The 15,128-nt window shown below is 70.5% G+C and carries 14 protein-coding genes; 3 read left to right on the forward strand and 11 right to left on the reverse strand.

Going from position 1 to position 15,128, the window contains the following annotated elements:
- Window positions 1-143: 143 nt before the first annotated feature.
- Entirely contained in the window at window positions 144-743 is a 600-nt protein-coding gene (locus ACIBQ6_RS40965; RefSeq protein WP_358294344.1) for an NUDIX hydrolase, read from the forward strand.
- A gap of 10 nt (window positions 744-753) precedes the next feature.
- Here ACIBQ6_RS40965 and ACIBQ6_RS40970 read toward each other — a convergent pair whose 3' ends face one another.
- From ACIBQ6_RS40970 to ACIBQ6_RS41010, 9 genes are all read right to left on the reverse strand, one after another.
- On the reverse strand, window positions 754-3,606 hold the full coding sequence (locus ACIBQ6_RS40970) for a CDP-glycerol glycerophosphotransferase family protein (protein ID WP_397218474.1): 2,853 nt from the start codon (window positions 3,604-3,606) through the stop codon (window positions 754-756).
- Window positions 3,607-3,707: 101 nt separating this feature from the next.
- Window positions 3,708-4,022 carry an MGMT family protein gene (locus ACIBQ6_RS40975; RefSeq protein WP_352352833.1) on the reverse strand — a complete coding sequence of 105 codons (315 nt, stop codon included), beginning with the start codon at window positions 4,020-4,022 and terminating at the stop codon, window positions 3,708-3,710.
- Entirely contained in the window at window positions 4,010-4,369 is a 360-nt protein-coding gene (locus ACIBQ6_RS40980; RefSeq protein WP_358294348.1) for a hypothetical protein, read from the reverse strand. The genes ACIBQ6_RS40975 and ACIBQ6_RS40980 overlap by 13 nt, the downstream gene beginning before the upstream one ends.
- A gap of 56 nt (window positions 4,370-4,425) precedes the next feature.
- Window positions 4,426-5,595, reverse strand: a complete 1,170-nt coding sequence (locus tag ACIBQ6_RS40985; RefSeq protein ID WP_358294350.1) for a S8 family serine peptidase — start codon at window positions 5,593-5,595, stop codon at window positions 4,426-4,428.
- The gene (locus tag ACIBQ6_RS40990; RefSeq protein WP_358294352.1) at window positions 5,571-6,470 is read right to left on the reverse strand and encodes a hypothetical protein; all 900 of its coding nucleotides are present in this window, start codon (window positions 6,468-6,470) and stop codon (window positions 5,571-5,573) included. Before ACIBQ6_RS40990 ends, ACIBQ6_RS40985 begins: the two co-directional genes overlap by 25 nt.
- 59 nt (window positions 6,471-6,529) lie before the next feature.
- On the reverse strand, window positions 6,530-7,765 hold the full coding sequence (locus ACIBQ6_RS40995) for a S8 family serine peptidase (protein ID WP_397218475.1): 1,236 nt from the start codon (window positions 7,763-7,765) through the stop codon (window positions 6,530-6,532).
- A complete protein-coding gene (locus ACIBQ6_RS41000) occupies window positions 7,759-8,481 on the reverse strand; it encodes a hypothetical protein (RefSeq protein WP_358294354.1) in 723 nt (240 codons plus the stop codon). Before ACIBQ6_RS41000 ends, ACIBQ6_RS40995 begins: the two co-directional genes overlap by 7 nt.
- Before the next feature lie 46 nt (window positions 8,482-8,527).
- Window positions 8,528-9,709 carry an adenylyltransferase/sulfurtransferase MoeZ gene (moeZ, locus tag ACIBQ6_RS41005; protein WP_357987388.1) on the reverse strand — a complete coding sequence of 394 codons (1,182 nt, stop codon included), beginning with the start codon at window positions 9,707-9,709 and terminating at the stop codon, window positions 8,528-8,530.
- 43 nt (window positions 9,710-9,752) lie between these two features.
- Entirely contained in the window at window positions 9,753-10,658 is a 906-nt protein-coding gene (locus ACIBQ6_RS41010) for an alpha/beta hydrolase (RefSeq protein WP_358294356.1), read from the reverse strand.
- A 761-nt stretch (window positions 10,659-11,419) separates the two neighbouring features.
- Here ACIBQ6_RS41010 and ACIBQ6_RS41015 point away from each other — a divergent pair.
- The gene (locus ACIBQ6_RS41015) at window positions 11,420-11,812 is read left to right on the forward strand and encodes a hypothetical protein (RefSeq protein ID WP_358294357.1); all 393 of its coding nucleotides are present in this window, start codon (window positions 11,420-11,422) and stop codon (window positions 11,810-11,812) included.
- 457 nt (window positions 11,813-12,269) lie between these two features.
- Complete coding sequence (locus ACIBQ6_RS41020; protein ID WP_358294358.1) at window positions 12,270-12,680, forward strand: hypothetical protein; 411 nt, start codon at window positions 12,270-12,272, stop codon at window positions 12,678-12,680.
- Between the two features lie 352 nt (window positions 12,681-13,032).
- Here ACIBQ6_RS41020 and ACIBQ6_RS41025 read toward each other — a convergent pair whose 3' ends face one another.
- Both ACIBQ6_RS41025 and ACIBQ6_RS41030 read right to left on the reverse strand, forming a co-directional pair.
- Window positions 13,033-13,356, reverse strand: a complete 324-nt coding sequence (locus ACIBQ6_RS41025) for a hypothetical protein (RefSeq protein ID WP_358294359.1) — start codon at window positions 13,354-13,356, stop codon at window positions 13,033-13,035.
- Window positions 13,357-13,722: 366 nt separating this feature from the next.
- Window positions 13,723-14,094: a hypothetical protein gene (locus ACIBQ6_RS41030; protein ID WP_397218476.1), complete on the reverse strand. Its 372-nt coding sequence runs from the start codon at window positions 14,092-14,094 to the stop codon at window positions 13,723-13,725.
- Between the last annotated feature and the right edge of the window lie 1,034 nt (window positions 14,095-15,128).

Raw genomic sequence — 15,128 nt, forward strand, 5'->3', positions numbered from 1 at the left:
TGCGACACGCCGAGGCCGCCGTTTCGCCGTGGGCGTGGCGCTGCCTGGGGCGATGCGACGATCCGCACGATTGCCCCACACACGCAGCGTTGTCTCTTGTAACGTTGGGTTGATACCCGCGCCTCTGCTAGGGGGTTGGTCACATGCGCTGGCAGGTCCACTCCGAAACGTCGCTCTACGCCGACCAGTGGCTGGACATCCGGATCGCGGATGTGGAGCTGCCCGACGGGCGGCACCTCGATCACCGGCTGGTCCGCACCGCGCCGGCCGCGGGCGCGGTCGTCACCGACGACAAGGACCGGGTGTTGCTGATCTGGCGCCACCGCTTCATCACCGACAGCTGGGGCTGGGAGGTCCCGCTCGGCCAGGTCGACGAGGGCGAGATGCCGATGGCCGCGGCCGCCCGTGAGGTCGAGGAGGAGACCGGGTGGCGTCCGGGGCCGCTGCGTCCGCTGATGTCGGTCCAGCCCACCAACGGCTTCACCGACAGCCTCAACCACATCTACCGGGCCGACACGGCCACCCACATCGGCCCGCCCAGCGACCCCTGGGAGGCCGAGCGCATCGAGTGGGTGCACCTGTCGAGCGTCCGGCGGCTGGTCGAGGCCGGCGAGATCGTGTGCGCCACGACCCTGTCGGCGCTGCTCTACCTGCTCGTCGAGCGCCTTCCGGCCGCGCCGCGTCCCCTCGGGTACGAGCCCGGCAAGCCCTTCATGCTCTCGGACCTGCCGATCGACCTCTGAGGCCGCGCCCTCAGGAGAACAGGTGGTCGACCACGCGGGCCGTCGCCTTGCCGTCGTCCTTGGGCGCGTACGTGGCCCGGAAGGCCTCGTAGCGGTCGGCGTGCGCGGCGGCCACCTCGTCGATGGAGCGCAGCGCGTCGATCACCTCGGCCGACGTCGGCAGCACCGGACCGGGCGCCTGCTCGGCCAGGTCGAGGTAGAGCCCCCGCTTGGCGGAGTACTTCGCCAGGTCGTAGCCGTAGAAGACGATGGGCCGGCCGGTGGCGGCGAAGTCGAACATGACCGAGGAGTAGTCGGTCACGAGGACGTCGGTGACCAGCAGCAGATCCGCCATGTCCGGATAAGTCGTGACGTCGTGGGCGATGTCGGGGACGGCGGGCATGGCCTGCATCGGATGGGCGCGTACCAGGATCTCGTGGTCGGCGCCCAGGGCCTCGCGGGCCTTGGCCAGGTCGAGCTTGACCATGGCGTTCTTGCGGTCGTAGTCGCGCCAGGTCGGCGCGTAGAGCACCACCCGCTTGCCCTCGGCCAGCCCGAGCCGCTCGCGGACGGCGGCGGCCCTGACCTCGCGCTCGGGCGAGTTGAGCACGTCGTTCCTGGGCAGACCGCTCTCCAGGATCTCGCCCTTGTAGCCGAAGGCCCGGCGCAGCACCGTGGTGGCCCACGGCGACTGCGACAGCAGCAGGTCCCAGCCGCGCACCTCGGCCGCCTGCCGGTACCAGATCGGCGGACGGGGGTCGCGGGCCATGTGCGGCTGGTCGTTGCCGATGCGCTTGGCCGGGGTGCCGTGCCAGGTCTGGAGCACGACCTGGTCCTCGCGGGCGCGGAACCAGGCGGGCAGGAACGAGTTGGTGACGATGTGGCCGGCGCGGGCCAGCGCGGCGTGGTGCTCGCGGCTGCCCGCCCGCACCGCCCGCGCGCCGCCCGGCGGCACGAACGCGGCGTCCTTGACGATCCAGATGTGCTCGCGGTCGTCGCCCCTGCGCAGCCGCTCCTCGTAGATGGCGCGCACGCTGTCGGCGTAGAGACGGCCGTCGTTGACGACGTAGACGGTCGCGTCGTGCAGCGGCTCGGTGCGCTGGGCCGGGTAGAAGACGCGGCGCAGCACGTGGGTGCCGGCCACGCCCCGCTCGTCGTTGGGACGCCCCTCCTCGACCGTGATCACCGGCACGTCGAACCGGGTGGAGATCATCCGGTACGCACGGCTGTCGACCGTACGCGGCTCCTCGTCGAGCCCCGGCAGGGCGGCGTGGTCCATCCGGAACGGCACGATCTCGCCCGACGGGTGCCGGAAGGACATGTTCCAGGTGCCGGAGGCCAGCGGCACGGACTCGCCGAAGCGGTCCATGGACGAGGGCGTCACCCGGACGGAGAAGTCGTCGCCCGACCGCTCCATGGGCAGCGAGTACGACAGCCCCGACCGGTGGCGCAACGTCAGCACCCGGGGGCCGGGCGCGTCGGGGTAGTCGCCGCGCAGGACCAGCGTGGAGCCCTCCCAGACGGCGGAGGTGATCACCGGGCGGATGCGGTGGGCGGAGACCACGACGCGGTCGCGCCGGTCGCCGAGCACGGTGATCTCCCGGTCGCCCACCGGAGTGCGCGTCTCGACCAGGTCGCCGAGCATGACGGAGGCCGCCGGGTCGCCCTTGGGCTCGACCCACAGCCGCCGGCCGTCCTTCTCCTGGAGCAGCGCGGGCACGGCGAGCCCGATCAGCACCTCGGTGCCGCCGCCGGACGGCGTGAAGTCGGCGGCGATGCGGTGGCCGCCCAGCCTGGCGTGGCCCTTGGTCACGCTGCGGCCGGGCAGGAAGATCTTGAGTTCGAGGCGTTCGTCCTGGACGGACACGCCGGTCAGCTCGGCCCTGTTGGGCTGGAGCACGACCTGCAGCGCGCGGTCGGACGTCCAGACCGGACGCACCCACCAGCCGGGCTTCAGCTTGAGACCGGCCGGACGCTCGGGCCTGCCGATGGCCGAGCCGCGCAGCAGGCCGGTCGCCCGCGCGCCACGGCTCCAGAAGACGATCTCGGCCCGCCAGGTCGTCGCGTCGGGCACCCCCGGACGGTGGCGCAACCGCCGCCGCACGGCGTGCACCATGCCGCGCACGGCCCCGCGCCAGCGCAGCGGCCACGGGCTCAGCTCGGCGGTGAAGCCGGACCAGTCGTAGTTGCAGCCGGGCTCGCGCGCGCCGTGGGTGGCCTCGGGGGCGAGCACCCGCTTGGTGCGCATGCGGATCGGCGGCAGCCAGCGCGGCCCGCGCAGCACCACGGTCGCCCAGTTGAACCTGCGGCTGCGGACCGACAACCCGGCCAGGTACGCGAAACCGGTGACGCGCAGCCTGCCGTCGACCCACACGATGTCGTCGATGTGGGTCACCGGCACCATGTCGGCGCGGCGCAGCCGGTAGAGGTCGGGCGGCAGCTCGTCGCGGAAGGGCAGATCGGCGTACCAGCTCAGGCCCTTGCGGATGCGCTTGGACGGCTCGGCCGCCGCGGTGACGACCTTGACCAGCGTCTCGCCGTCGACCAGCTCGTCGTCGGGACGGTGCTCGATCAGGTGACAGATCACCCGGCGGGCGACGGGCAGGTCGCGCTTGACCTCCGCGGCCACGCCGGCCAGGTAGGGGCGGATCAGGGTGAGCAGCTCGCGGCGCCGGGCCGGGCCGCGCTTGACCGCGAGGTCGATGCGCGACCCCAGAGGCCCGCTGAGCACCTCGGTGTCGAACGCCGCGTCGCGGCCGCCGGGCCCGACGGCACGCATGACCGCCTCAAGAGGCTCGCCACGATCGCAGAGATCCTGGACAGCCTTGAGGCGGTCGGCGAGCGTGTCGCCGCTGTGGCGCTGGGCTGTGACGCCGGTGGCCATCGTGGAGGCACCGCCTTTCGGGCCTGTCAGTGTTCAGCCCATGGTAATGGGAGTCACATGTCACAGAATCGCCTCAACGGCGAAACCGCAGGTCAGGACCCTTACTGAAAATCGGCTGAACGCCCGTCCCAGCGCGCCTTCCTCATGTCCACCCGTTCGCCGCGCAGCGGGGTGCCCTCCTCGCGCCAGTGGGCCAGGCATCGTCGCAGGTGGTCGGGGGCGGCGCCGCTGCCGTCGGCGTGCACGACCCGCCACCACGGGACGCCGCCGCCCAAGGTGGACATCACCTTGCCCACCTGGCGGGGGCCGCCCTCGCCGAGGTATTCGGCGATGTCGCCGTAGGCCATGACCTTGCCGGGCGGGATGCGTTCGACCAGGTCGAGCACCCGCTCGGCGAAGGGGTTCAGGGGGTCCATGCGGCCGGGCCCGCGTCGATGATCTCGTCGAACTTGCCGATCTCCATCACCGTCCCGCCGGACAGGACCTCGATCACGCCGTCGCGCAGCGCGTAGATCTCGCCGTCCTCGCCCACCAGGCGGGCGCCGAGTGCGGCCGACAGCCGCAGGAGCTGGGCCACCTGCCAGTCGGAGCCGGGCTCGCCCACGACCTGGCCCTGCCAGCGCGCCACCGCGTGCCGGCCGCCGTCGTGGCCGGCCACGATCTCCTCAGATCCGCGCAGCTCGAAACCGGCCGGCGCGATGGCCTTCGCGAGCTCCGCGAAGGCGAGTGGCGACTCGCGCACCACCCGCAGCTCGTATCCCATGACGCGCGACCATAGCGGATCTTTACCGTCCACGCGGGCGAAGTACGACCGGTTCATCACTCCTTGCGCTGATTGAGCACGATGATCGCCCCGCAGAACGTCACCAGCGCGACCAGCACACCCCCTCCGTACAGCCACAACCGCCACGGATCAGCCCCCGGACGGGTCGGCACCGGGGAGTCCTCGCCCCGGCCGAAGTGGTCCTTTCCGGGCACGGTCACGCTGCGCCGCTGACCGGTCAGGCGCTCAGCGGCGTTGAGCGCGGCCCCGGCGTCCACCACGCCGAACCCGGTGTTGTCGTCGTAGCCCGCGGCTGGACGGCCCCGCGCGCTGGAGGCCAGCGCCTGGGCCACCTGCTCGGGCGGCAGACCGGGAAAGCGCGACTTGACCAGCGCGGCCACGCCGGCCACGAGCGCGGCGGCCGAGCTCGTGCCGTCGGACAGCTCGTACCCGCTGGGCCGCTTGACCACGGGCACCTGCACGCCGGGCGCGCCGACGAGGACCGACAGGTTGTCGCTGCTGAACGTGGCCTTCCTGCCCTGCTTGTCGGTCGCGCCGACGCCGATCACGCCCGAGTAGCCGGCCGGGAAACTCCAGAACGAGGTGCCCTTCTCCTTGGCGTAGGGCGTCTGGCCGTCGTTGCCGACGGCGGCCACCAGCACCACGCCCTTGCTCAGCGCGTACGACACCGCCTCCCGCTCGGACCTGATCGGCCCGTAGGAGCCGATCGACATGCTGACGACCTGGGCGCCGTGGTTGGCGGCGTAGCGCAGGGCGCGGGCCAGCGAGCTCTCGGGCGACTGGAGGTCCGTGGGCGGCAGCAGGTCGAACGCCGGCTCGTCGTCGGTGGCCAGGGGCAGCGACAGGATGCGCGCGCCGGGCGCGACGCCGATCAGCCCGTCGCCTGCGCCGGAACCGGCGATCAGCGCGGCCATGGCGGTGCCGTGCCTCCCTGGCTGCACCTCGCGGGCCACCGTGCCCGAGCTCATGTCGGGCCCGGTCGTGACGCGGCCCTTCAGCTCCTTGATCCCGGCGTCCACCGCGCTGTCCACGACGGCGACCGTGACGCCCTCGCCCTTGGTCACGTTCCACGCCTGCTCGACGTTGAGCGCGTCCAGCACCCATTGCTGCTGCTCCCTGATCGGGGCGGCCGTGGGCCCGAGGAGGACGAGCAGCGTGGCGGCGAGCGCCCGTACGGCGGTCAGCACACGTTCCCCTGGGTGCACGGCGGAACCTTGGGAGGATCCGCCAGGAAGTAGGCGATCTGGTTGCCGACCGACTTGGCCGCCGGCCAGAGCTCGCTGTGCAGGATCTCCTCCGGGGGGATGGCGGCCCTGGTGCGCCCGTCGGCGTACCCGGCGGTGGAGAAGACGATGTACGGCCCGGCGCCCACCCAGCCGGTGCGCTGGCGCTGCTCGGTGCCGAAACGTTCGGTCACGGTGCCGGGGAAGGCCACGGGCAGCACGCCCACCCGGTCGTCCTGGCCCAGTTGCTCGCCCGCCGACACCCTGGACTCCTCGTCCTTCAGCACGGCCACGCCGACGGTGATGACGAAGGTGGAGGTCTGGTCGACGTACGTGGCGCGCAGCAGCGTGACGCACCCGTGGCTGTCGAGGACCCCGGCGACGGAGGCGTCCACGCCCTTGCCGCAGTCGGTCTCGGGGGCGATGCCGACCCGCCTGGCGTACTGCTGGGCGCGGTCGAGGCCGAGGTACCTGACCTCCTCGGGGAAGACGCCCGTGGCCGGCCACGCCTGCCAGCGCCGGGCGATCTCCTCCTGCTTGTACTGGTTCTGCTCGGACGGGGTCAGCGGGCGCGAGCGCGTCTCGTTGAGCAGCCCGATCGTGCCCAGCAGCACCACGAGGGCCGACACGGCCACGACCGCGCCGACCAGCACGACGAAGATGCGCCGAAAGCGCACGCCCTGCTGGAGGGCCGCCAGCTCGGCGCGTTCCCTGGCCGCGGTGCGCGTACGGGAGTTGGCCGCCGGCCAGGCGCGCACGCGGGCCCGGCGGCCGGTCGACGCCCCGAGCGGGTTGCTGCGTCCCGATGTGGCCTCGCCGGCGCGCGGTAGCCCTGAGGTCGACCTACGTGCCTTCACCACCCTGGCCTCGTTCCCGCGGTTGGTCGGTGTCTATTTCGTCCCCGTTAGCAGGCGGATCATGCGTCGTGTGCGCCGTGGTCGCGTCGTACGCGTCTGACCAGGAAGAAGATGACCGCCAGCGACGCGAGCGCGCCGCCCGCGGCGCCCGCGGCGACGGCCGCGTAGATCGTCACGCGCCGGTGGTCCCTCGCGGTGACCAGGATGGGCCCGGCCGGGCCGCCTGCCAGGGGCCGGGCGGGGTCCTGGGCCTGCGGGCCGGTCGCGGTCTCGGTGTGCGTGGCCAGGCGGGCGGCCTCGGCCAGGGCCCTGCGGGCGTTGACGACGCCGAAGCCGGTGCCGGTGTCGTAGCCGCCGGGCGGCCGGTCGTCGGCGCTGTCGGCGAGCGCCTGGACGACCAGCGGCGGCGACATCTGCGGATATTTTGCCTTGATGAGCGCGGCGACCCCCGAGACGAGCGCGGTCGCCTGCGAGGTGCCCCGGCCGACCCAGTACTCGTCGCCGGGCCCCGCGCCCATGATGTCCACGCCCGGCGCGGCCACCAGCACCGAGGAGTTCCAGTTGGAGAACGTGGCCCGGCGCAGCCGCCGGTCGGTCGCCCCCACCGACACCACGCCGGGGAAGGACGCCGGGTAGGAGTAGGGCGCGAAGTCGCCGGCGGTCTTCCTGTCGCCGTCGTTGCCGGCCGCGGCCACCAGCACGACGCCCCTGGAGATGGCGTACCGGATGGCCGCCCGTTCCTCCCGGGTCGCGAGCTCCTTGGAGATCGACATGTTGACGACGTCCGCGCCCTGGTCGACCGCGTAGCGGATGCCCCTGGCCACGACGTCCTCGAAGCGCTCGGCCGAGTTGAACTCCCTGAACCCCGGCTCCTCGTCCTCCAGGATGACCCGTACCGACAGGACGCCCGCCTCGGGCGCGACGCCGATGACGCCCTTCCTTCCGCCCGGCCCGTGGCCGTGCCCGGCGATCAGGGAGGCCATGTACGTGCCGTGCAGCCGCGGCGGCGCGACGCCCGGCGGGTTCGCGCCCGCGGTGAAGTCCCGGCCCACGGTCACCGAGCCGGCCAGGTCGCGGTGGGCCGGATCGACCCCGGAGTCGAGCACGGCCACCGTGACCCCCGAGCCCTTGGTGACGCGCCAGGCCGCGGGCAGGTCGAGCGTCTCGATCACGGCCCGCTGGCCGCCGCGCACGTCGTCGTCGGCGTGGGCGCGGGCGGGCAGGGCGGCGGGAAGAACCGCGAGAAGGACCGCGGGAGCGGCGGACAGCGCCTTCGCGGCGCGCCGGCTCAGCACCGCCATCCCTCGGCCGCGCAGTCGGGCATGCGGGGCGTGCTGAGGTCGAGCAGCACGCGTTCGGACAGCTCGGCGGCGAAGGCGAAGATCGCCGGACGTGACTCGCCGGACGTGGTCGCGGGCCGCCCGTCCACCTGGCCCGCCGTGGTCAGGACGACGTACGGCCCCGCCTGGCGCACCGACCCGGCCTGCCGCATCGAGGGGGTGAACCGTTCGGCGACCGTGCCCGTGAAGCTGAGCGGCCGCAGCCCCGGCACGGGCTTGCCGTTGTCGGCGAACGCGCTCCTGGCCCGGACCGCGCGTGACTCGTCGGGCAGCGCCACCACGCCCACGGTGACGAGCACCCCGCGCAGCGCGTCGATGTAGGTGGCCCGCAGGACGCCCCGGCAGCCCGCCTCGCGCAACGTCCTGACCGCCTTCGCGTCGACGGACTCGGCGCCGCAGCCGGTGTGCGGCGAGATGCCGATGCGCTCGGCCCGCTCCTGCCCGCCCTGCTCGGCCGCGTACGGCAGAGCAGCGGGGAAGACGCGCCCGGCGGGCCAGGCACGCCAGCGTTCGGCGACCTCGCGCGTGGCGGCGGCACGCAGTTCGGACGCGCTCGGGCCGCGGGTCAGCTCGGTGCCCGCCGCGCTCCCGGCCACCCCGGCGGCCACCGCGCAGACCAGGGTCAGCGCGGAGGACACCACCAGGGTGGGCCAGGGGCGGGCGTGGTTCACGACACCGACCTTAAGCGCCTCGGCGGGAGGTTCCCCGGAAAACGCCTCAGTAGCTGGGCAGGCTGGGGTCGACCGTCTTGACCCAGCTCAGCACCCCGCCACCGACGTGCACCGCGTCGGCGAAGCCCGCGTTCTTGACGATCGCCAGGGCCTCGGCCGAGCGCGCGCCCGACTTGCAGTGGAGCACGATGCGCTTGTCCTGGGGCAGCTTCTCCAGGGCCGAGCCGTTGAGGAACTCGCCCTTGGGGATCAGCGTGGCGCCCGGGATGGAGACGATCTCGTACTCGTTGATCTCGCGGACGTCGACCACGTAGATGTTGTCGCCCTTGTCCATCATGGACTTGAGCTCCTGCGCGGTGATCGTGGAGCCGCTGGCGGCCTGCGCGGCCTCGTCGGAGATCGCGCCGCAGAACGCCTCGTAGTCCTCCAGCAGCTCGGTGACCGTCGGGTTCTTGCCGCACAGCACGCACTCGGGGTCCTTGCGGACCTTGACGTCCCGGTACTTCATCTCCAGGGCGTCGTAGATCATCAGCCGGCCGACGAGCGGGTCGCCGATGCCCGTCAGCAGCTTGATGGCCTCGTTGACCTGGATCGAGCCGATCGACGCGCACAGCACGCCGAGCACGCCGCCCTCGGCGCACGACGGCACCATGCCGGGAGGCGGGGGCTCGGGGTAGAGGCAGCGGTAGCAGGGCCCGTGCTCGGCCCAGAACACGCTGGCCTGGCCGTCGAAGCGGTAGATCGAGCCCCAGACGTACGGCTTGCCGAGCAGCACGGCGGCGTCGTTCACCATGTAGCGGGTGGCGAAGTTGTCCGTGCCGTCGACGATGAGGTCGTAGCCGGAGAAGATCTCCATGACGTTCTCGGTGGTCAGGGTCGCGTTGTGGACGACGACCTCGACCAGCGGGTTGATCTCGCGGACAGACGCCGCGGCGCTCTCCGCCTTCAGCCTGCCCACGTCGGACTGGCCGTGGATGATCTGGCGCTGCAGGTTGGACTCATCGACGACGTCGAAGTCGATGATGCCGAGGGTGCCGACGCCCGCCGCGGCCAGGTACATCAGGGCGGGCGAGCCCAGGCCGCCGGCGCCCACGCACAGCACCTTGGCGTTCTTCAGCCGCTTCTGCCCGGCCATCCCGACATCGGGGATGATCAGGTGGCGCGAGTAGCGGCGCACTTCGTCTACGGTCAGCTCTGTGGCCGGCTCGACCAGCGGTGGCAACGACACGTTCTACGCTCCCGTTTCAGGGGGTCACATCTCTAGCTGAAACCTACTCGGCGAGTGGGGCATTCCCCAATCTCGTCTCACCGATCAGACGGCGTGCCTCCGCCGCCACCACGCGGGGCATCTCCATCATCGCCACGTGCCCCGCCGTCGGCAGCAGCACGAGCCTGACCTGCCGGAACGTACGGGCCGCCTTCGCCGCCATGGCCGGGCGCACCAGGCGGTCGTGCCGGCCGTGGACGATGAGCGTCGGGGCCTTCACCTTGGCCGCCTGGCGCCACAGGTTGTCCTCACCCCGCCGGAAGTACTCGGCCACGATGCCCCGCGCCGAGCCGATCATGGCCTCCCCCGCGTACGGGACGTCGTCGCGCCGGCGCATCTCCTCCACGGCGTCGGCCAGGCGCACCGGGTGGACGGCGTTCACGTCCGCCCAAACCATGGCGAAGGAGGCGTTGATGCGCTGCTCGGCGGGGAGCAGGCGCAGCTTGCCGGCGAACCACTCGCCCACCCTTGGCACGGCGGCGGCGGCCACGCGGACCGGGCCGTACCTGGGGAGCAGGTCGGGCAGGGCGGGCGAGACGAGCGTGAGCGAGCGGACCAGGTCGGGCCTGGCCGCGGCGACCCGCACCGCGACCGCGCCGCCCAGCGAGTTGCCGAACAGGTGGGCCGGGCCCGTGTGCTCCATCAGCCCGATCACCGCCGCGGCGTGGCCGGCCACCGTGTAGTCGCCGTCCCGCGGCGCCGGGGAGAAGCCCGCGCCGGGCAGGTCGAGGGCGTGGCCGGTGACGGTGTCCTTGAGCTCGTCCATGAGGTCGGTCCAGTTGGTGGCCGAGCCCGCCAGCCCGTGGACGAACACGGCCTGCTCGGCCGGGCCGCCGTCGGGGGTGGATCGCACGTGCACCGGGCCGATCATGCGTCCCGGCCAGTGAGGGACCGGCTCCACCGCTGTCATACGTCCTCCTTGTCGCTCTTCCACGATAACCAGCGCGCTCAGGCGGGGTCTGCATTCCGTACAGACGCCGCTTTCGCTGACCTATCAGAGCAGCACTGGACATACGGGACGCGCAGGGGGTCGCGCCCGCGAGCGGACATGGGGCAGGCCCGAAATTTCCGCTCATAGATGTCTAATGGATCTCTTGGCGGCTTAAGTGTGCGGCAAAAGCTGTCTGTCCCCGTTTACCAGGTTCGAGACGGGTAAGCATCAGGAACGGATACAGTGCGCGACCTACCGGACACTCCTGGTTAGCGATCGGGAAGTCGTGGTCACCGGAAATCCATCGGGGAAGCGTAACGGCATTTCCCGAACGATCCCGACGACAGCATCGTCCAGCATTTCTCATGCCTGGCGCACAGGTGTGCCGGCGAGCATTTTTCTGCACGCCGTAAATACACGCGCGGCCGCCGCCTTCCGGCGTTTACGGCCGTGCCGTCATTTCACGAGAAAAGCGCGGCCGACGCTGTCGGAACCCGATGTGATGGGCACTCCGTCATATGCGCATAATCGGACATATCATGGCATTTCATTCGATAGAGCTGTAATGCAAGCAATAAGATTGCTAATGCATAGCAAAATAGGGCCACTCCTGTTTGCTGTAGCTCTGTCTCGGAAATGACATTTCACGGATGGCTCATCAGCTAGTCGTTCAAGACCTGGTTCCCGGCCTCTCGGGAACGTCGAGAACGGGGCAACCAATCCTTTAGGGGGAAAACGCAATGCCCAAGCTCAAAAGTGTTATCGCAGGTCTGGCCGTCAGCACCGCGCTGACCGGCGGCGTGGTCAGCCTGGGCGCGACGACCACCGCCAACGCCAGCACCGCCAACAACGTCACCAGCCCGACGACCCTCAGCTGGGGCGATGGGGACGGTCACGGCTGGTGGCACCGTCGCCACCACCGCTGCAACAGGAACCGCCACGGCTGGGGCGGCGGCTGGGGCGGCGGCGGCTGGGGCTGGGGCGGCGGCTGGGGTGGCGGCTGGCGCCGGCACCACCGCGGCGGCGGCGTCTGCGTCAAGATCTTCAACGAGAACACGAACGACAACACCGAGACGAGGACCAACAACGAGCTGCGCGAGGACCGTCGCGCGCGCGGCGACCGCGACGACTGATCGCGCGGGAATGGTGCCCGTAATCCATGGATGGTCGCTCTTCACGGCGAAGTGAATCCGACCGGCGAGTACTGGGCTCTCAGGAAGTGACCGCACCCGGACCTTGCTGTCCTGCCTGAGAATCCATTCTCCTCTGTCACCGCGGCAATTCCCGGTGAGGGCTCCACTGGCATTCTGCCGGTGGGGCCCTCACTTGCGTTCTCCCTTGAATGCGGGCCCGTCTCCCCTGATGCCGGACCCCGCGGCCCTGATAGTCCGAAATGTCCGATTATGCACCATGATGCTCCATAGTGTCGGACAAGAGAGGACAATGTCCGTTTGTGGGGCATTCGGTCGGATATATCCCTGGCATGGATGTTCGCTAGCGGGCATCCACGCCGCTCCACAGAAATCCGGAAGGCTCGGATTACGCGGAGCGGCGAGTACGGGGCAATCAATCCTTTTAGGGGGAAACACAATGCCCAAGCTCAAAAGTGTTATCGCAGGGCTCGCCATGGGCACCGCGCTGACCGGCGGTGTGGTCAGCGCGGGCGCGGCGACCACCGTCACCGGCGCGAGCGCTGCCAGCGTCACCGGCTCGGCCACCGCGGCCACCCTCGCCGGCTGCTTCCGGGAGGTCCGGTGCGGCTGGGGCGGCTGGGGCCGCAGCTGGGGCAACCGCTGGGGCGGCGGCTGCCACCGCCGCTGCGGCGGCGGCTGGGGCTGGGGCCGCGGGGGCGGCTGGGGCTGGGGTCGCGGCGGCGGCTGGGGCTGGCGGCGTAACAACGCCCCCCGGGTCCGCGTCGTCATCCACAACTCCAACCACAACAGCAACCACAACAACACCAACGTGCAGCGGCACGACGAGCGCGAGCACCACGACGACTAGGCGGCGGTCTCACCCGGGGACGGCCCGCCCAGCGAGAGCCCACCTGAGAACTGAGACCACGCCGACGTAGAGGAGTGCCCGCATCCGGCCGACCCGCTCTCTCGACGGAGAGCGAGGCTCGCCTCCCGGATGCGGGCACTCGACGTGTCCCGCGTCCTTCCCGAGCCGGCCCGCCCCTCGGCGCCGCACAGGGATCGTCATCCGGTGCCAAGACCGTACGGACAAGAAGGTGAAACGAGTGAGTGCCCGCATTCCCTGCCAGGAGCTCGTTCTCGACGAGAACGAAAGTCCGGTGGGATGCGGGCACTCGGTCGCGCGATCACGGTTCGCGCTCCGGGTTCAGAACCTGCGGTCAGCTCCAGTCACGATCGGCGTCGTCAGCGCGGACCCGCTGGCGGACGTCATGCGCGATCGCGTCGCGGTTCCGGTTCCGGTTGACGATGATGATTTTGATCCTGGGGAGCCGGTGGCGACGCCAGTTGTTGCGCCAGCCCCAGCCGCCGCCGCACCACGAGCGGCGGAAGCAGCCGGACAGAGTGGTGGTGGTCGCCCCGGTGGTGACGTTGGTGGCGGCTTCGGCGCTGGTGGTCGTGGTCGCCGCGCCGAGGGCGATCACTCCGCCGCTCAGGGCCGTGCTCATGGCGAGCCCTGCGACAATACTCTTGAGCTTGGGCATTGCGTTTCCTCCTAAAGGTTTGGATGCCCCGTTTCTCGACGCTTCCGGATTCCCAGGAAACGACGTGGACGGTATGGCTTGCCATGCCTGCCATCCATGACCTTGATATATCCCCATGAATAGCCAGCAAACCGCAATTGTCCTCTTTTGCCGGTAGGCACAGATTTGCATGGCGACTCGCGCACAAACGCAAGTGAGGGCTCCCCGGCCGATGCCGGTGAAGCCCTCACCAGAATTTCCGAAGGCGCGGAGAGAATGAACCCTCCGGCGCGCCGGGCCGTAATTCAGGCCATTGTCCGAGCCCGGTACCCGGTGGTCGAATTCAGCGCGGCGCCGCCTTCATGAGGATGACGGTTCCGTCCGCCGTCAGCGCCAGTCGCGGTCGCGGTCGTGGTCACGGTCGTGGTCGCGGACCATCGGGCGCGTGGTTTCGTTGTCCGTCACCCGGTTGCGGTTGAAGTTGCGGTTGTGGATGGTGACCTTCACCTTGCCCACGCGGTTGCCGTGACGGCGCCAGCCCCAGCCGCCGCCCCAGCCGCCCCAGTTGTTGCCCCATCCCCAGCCACCGCACCGGGACCTGCGGAAGCAGCCGGCCTGGAAGCTGGTGGACGTGACGACACCGGCGCTGGTGGCGGCGTCGGCGCTGGTCGCGGTGGTCGCCGCACCGAGCGCTACGACACCGCCGCCCATGGCCGTGCTGACGGCGAGGCCTGCGAGAATACTCTTGAGCTTGGGCATTGCGTTTCCCCCTAAAGGATTGGTTGCCCCGTTCTCAACGCTCCCCGGTTGCCAGGGAACTGCCCTTGGACGACCTGTGATGAGCCATCCGTGAAATGTCATTTCCTGGACGCGGGCATGGCAACACAGAACCGCCGCCTTTTTGCTATGCATTAACAGCCTTATTGCTTGCATTAAACATTTATTGACTGATATGCCATGATATGTCCGAATCTATCATGATCGCTGGGCGGGGCGTCCGACACGGATGGGCGGGCCCGGAAACCCCGAGCATCACCCCTCGGCCGGCATCAAGTGTCGGTGATCGACCGATTTACCCTGGGCAATTGGTGCGGCTTAGTGCGATTTGAAGATAATGTCCGCTTTATGGCTAATGGCCGTTATGTGAGCCGGAACGCGGACGGCCGCTCCGGCACACCGCGAGGGCCACATCTTCTGTGCCGCCCTCGGGCCGCACAGGCAGCGCCCCCCCCTGCCACGCGACGCTGAGCCCGTCCGGCGGCCCGCGCACGTAGGCGCCTACGTCCAGCCACCGAGGCACGTCGCCCCCAGGAAAGGGCATCCACCGCCATGAACACGACCTGCCCGGCCCCCGCCCGCCCGGACGCGGCCACCCGGCCACCACTCGCCCAACCCCTGCTCCGCCCGGTCGGACGCGCGGCCACCACTCGCCCAGTCCCCCCGCTCCGCCCGGTTGTCCTGCGCGGACCTGACGTTGGACGTCTCACCCGACCAACCGGCTCGCCAGCTCCCGCGCGGTGATCGCCGCACGCCAGTGCGCCTGGTTGGTCCGCCAGGTGTCGTATGCGGCCTGGTCGGTCTCCTGGATCGGGAAGCGGCCAAGCCTCGCAAAGGGATCATTCGGACCGGGATCGGTGGCTTGTCGCCCTTTCCGCCACCGCAACGGTCGCCCTCGCCGCCCCCCGTGCGCACCTCAGTGCCGCCCCCACCCCTTCCGGCCATGCTGTTCGTCACAGGAGCCGTGGTGGTGCGCTACTTCCCCATGGGGATCCATATCGCCTCAGAAAGCTCGC

It is taken from the genome of Nonomuraea sp. NPDC049655, assembly GCF_044465465.1.
Classification (GTDB): Bacteria; Actinomycetota; Actinomycetes; order Streptosporangiales; family Streptosporangiaceae; genus Nonomuraea.

Bases quoted from the DNA above. Each gene is read 5' to 3' on its own strand.
- ACIBQ6_RS40965 (WP_358294344.1), top strand. From the start codon at position 144: ATGCGCTGGCAGGTCCACTCCGAAACGTCGCTCTACGCCGACCAGTGG.
- ACIBQ6_RS40970 (WP_397218474.1), bottom strand. From the start codon at position 3,606: ATGGCCACCGGCGTCACAGCCCAGCGCCACAGCGGCGACACGCTCGCC.
- ACIBQ6_RS40975 (WP_352352833.1), bottom strand. From the start codon at position 4,022: ATGGACCCCCTGAACCCCTTCGCCGAGCGGGTGCTCGACCTGGTCGAA.
- ACIBQ6_RS40980 (WP_358294348.1), bottom strand. From the start codon at position 4,369: ATGGGATACGAGCTGCGGGTGGTGCGCGAGTCGCCACTCGCCTTCGCG.
- ACIBQ6_RS41010 (WP_358294356.1), bottom strand. From the start codon at position 10,658: ATGACAGCGGTGGAGCCGGTCCCTCACTGGCCGGGACGCATGATCGGC.
- ACIBQ6_RS41015 (WP_358294357.1), top strand. From the start codon at position 11,420: ATGCCCAAGCTCAAAAGTGTTATCGCAGGTCTGGCCGTCAGCACCGCG.
- ACIBQ6_RS41020 (WP_358294358.1), top strand. From the start codon at position 12,270: ATGCCCAAGCTCAAAAGTGTTATCGCAGGGCTCGCCATGGGCACCGCG.
- ACIBQ6_RS41025 (WP_358294359.1), bottom strand. From the start codon at position 13,356: ATGCCCAAGCTCAAGAGTATTGTCGCAGGGCTCGCCATGAGCACGGCC.
- ACIBQ6_RS41030 (WP_397218476.1), bottom strand. From the start codon at position 14,094: ATGCCCAAGCTCAAGAGTATTCTCGCAGGCCTCGCCGTCAGCACGGCC.